At 73.2% G+C, this 2,255-nt stretch carries 3 protein-coding genes; all 3 read right to left on the bottom strand.

Annotation, left to right across the window (positions count from 1 at the left end):
* A partial coding sequence (locus ACOV8S_RS02495) for a response regulator transcription factor (protein WP_448315861.1) occupies nucleotides 1–651 on the bottom strand: 651 nt, incomplete at its 3' end.
* A gap of 203 nt (nucleotides 652–854) precedes the next feature.
* Nucleotides 855–1,028: a hypothetical protein gene (locus ACOV8S_RS02490; protein ID WP_170145025.1), complete on the bottom strand. Its 174-nt coding sequence runs from the start codon at nucleotides 1,026–1,028 to the stop codon at nucleotides 855–857.
* A 317-nt stretch (nucleotides 1,029–1,345) separates the two neighbouring features.
* The gene (locus ACOV8S_RS02485) at nucleotides 1,346–2,167 is read right to left on the bottom strand and encodes an inositol monophosphatase family protein (RefSeq protein WP_448317326.1); all 822 of its coding nucleotides are present in this window, start codon (nucleotides 2,165–2,167) and stop codon (nucleotides 1,346–1,348) included.
* Nucleotides 2,168–2,255 lie beyond the last annotated feature (88 nt).

The following is a 2,255-nucleotide window of genomic DNA, read 5'->3' as shown; positions in this document are numbered from 1 at the left end:
GACCCGGTATCCGGAGCCCGGCACGGTGATGATCACCGGTGGCTCGCCCAGCTTGCGGCGCAGGGTCATCACCGTCACCCGCACCACGTTGGTGAACGGGTCGGTGTTCTCGTCCCAGGCCTTCTCCAGCAGCTGCTCCGCCGACACCACGGCGCCCTCGCTGCGCATCAGCACTTCGAGCACCGCGAACTCCTTGGGGGCCAGGTGGATCTGCCGGCCGTCCCGGTGCACCTCGCGCCGGTTCGGGTCGAGCCGGATGCCGGCCCGCTCCAGGACCGGCGGCAGCGGCATGCTGGTGCGCCGCCCCAGGGCCCGCACGCGGGCGATCAGCTCGCTGAACGCGAAGGGCTTGGGCAGGTAGTCGTCCGCCCCCAGCTCCAGGCCCTCCACACGGTCGCTGACGTCGCCGGAGGCGGTGAGCATCAGCACCCGGGTGGGTTCGCCCAGCTCGACGATCCGGCGGCACACGTCGTCGCCGTGCACCATCGGCAGGTCCCGGTCGAGGACGACCACGTCGTAGTCGTTGACACCGATCCGCTCGAGGGCGGCGGCGCCGTCGTACACGACGTCGACGGCCATCGCCTCGCGGCGCAGACCGGTGGCCACCGCGTCCGCGAGCAGCTGCTCGTCCTCGACGACGAGTACGCGCACGTCGGCCTTCCTTCCTGACGTTCCACCGGCCTGACATACCGGTGGGAGAAGCCTCCATCCTGCCTCTTGTGCCGGTAAGTCGGCCGTAAGGCGACGAAGCGCCCGGACGGGCCGGACGCGCCGGCGTCCGCCCCCGGACACGCCGAACGGGCCCCGGCGGGTGCCGGGGCCCGTTCAGCGGTGCCGGACCTGTGGGGTCGGTGTCAGACGCTCGCGGCGCCGACCTCCACACCGTGCTCGGCGGCCAGACGGCGCAGGTCGTCCAGTTCTCCCTGCTCCACCTCGGCGGCGAACTCGTCGCCCTCGTCGCGCGCCTGCGTGAGGTGCGACTCGGCAGCCCTTATGCGCTGGAGAAGCCCTGCGGTGAATGCGTCCATGCGGCGCCCCCTCGTCCTGGGTCGTGGGTCGGGAAGGGACGATCACGCCGGGCGGTGTGTCCGGCTTGCGCCTCCGGGGAAAGGGGAAGCCGGACGCCCGTGCCGTGCCGCTTGGTGGTACGGCACGTGCGGAGCGTGATCGCGGGGTTGAAACCGTCCTCCCCACGCGTCACCTGACGGAAACCTTGGGCGGCAAGGAAATCTGGCATAGGCCAGACGTTCACCGTGCCGACATGCCGTGCCGCCTCCGCAGGTCGTGGCCTGCACCGCGTCCCGGGAGGAGGGTCTCCCGGGGCACGGTGAAAAGCGTCACACGGTCAGTCGTGCCAGGCGCCGAGCCGCTCCAGCAGCCCCTGAAGGGGTCCGAAGACCCCTTGCGTCGCGGCGACGGTGAGGTCGTCACCGGGGCGCTCGCCGGCCCGTCCGCCGGTGACGGCGCCCGCCTCGCGGGCGATCAGGTCCCCGGCCGCCCGGTCCCAGGGGTGCAGGCCCCGCTCGTAGTAGCCGTCGAGGCGCCCCGCGGCCAGGTCGCACAGGTCGACGGCGGCCGAGCCGCCGCGGCGGATGTCGCGCACCAGCGGCAGCAGCTCCCGCGCCACCTCCGCCTGGTGGGCGCGCACGGTGGTGACGTAGTTGAAGCCGGTGGCGATCAGCGCCTGTTCCAGGGGCGGCGACGGCCGCACGGCCAGCCGCCGCTCCCCCTCCCAGGACGGCCCGGTCACCCAGGCCCCGCCGCCGGAGACGGCGTGGAAGGTCTCGCCCCGCATGGGGATCTCGACCACCCCGGCCACCGCCTCGCCGTCCACCTCGGCGGCGATCGAGACCGACCAGGACGGCAGGCCGTACAGGTAGTTCACGGTGCCGTCGAGCGGGTCGACCACCCAGCGCACCCCGCTGGTGCCGGCCGAGGAGGCGCCTTCCTCGCCGAGGAACCCGTCACCGGGGCGGCGTGCCGCTATCAGGTCGACGATCAGCTTCTCGGCGGCGATGTCCATCTCGGTCACCACGTCGATGGGGCTCGACTTGGTGGCGGCCACCTCGAGGTCGTCGGGGCGGCCGTCCCGCAGCAGCTCGCCGGCCCGGCGGGCCGCCTCCCGGGCGATCTCCAGCAGCTCTTGGTGCAGCTCGGTCTGGTGCAGGTCCGTCACGGTGTCCTCGCGTCCTGTCGGTACGTCTGGGGCGGTCGTGGGGCGGGGTCCGGCTCCGCCGTCGTGCGCGGACCGGGGC

It is taken from the genome of Streptomyces sp. CO7, assembly GCF_053474865.1.
This window is presented reverse-complemented; position numbering and strand designations above follow the sequence as displayed.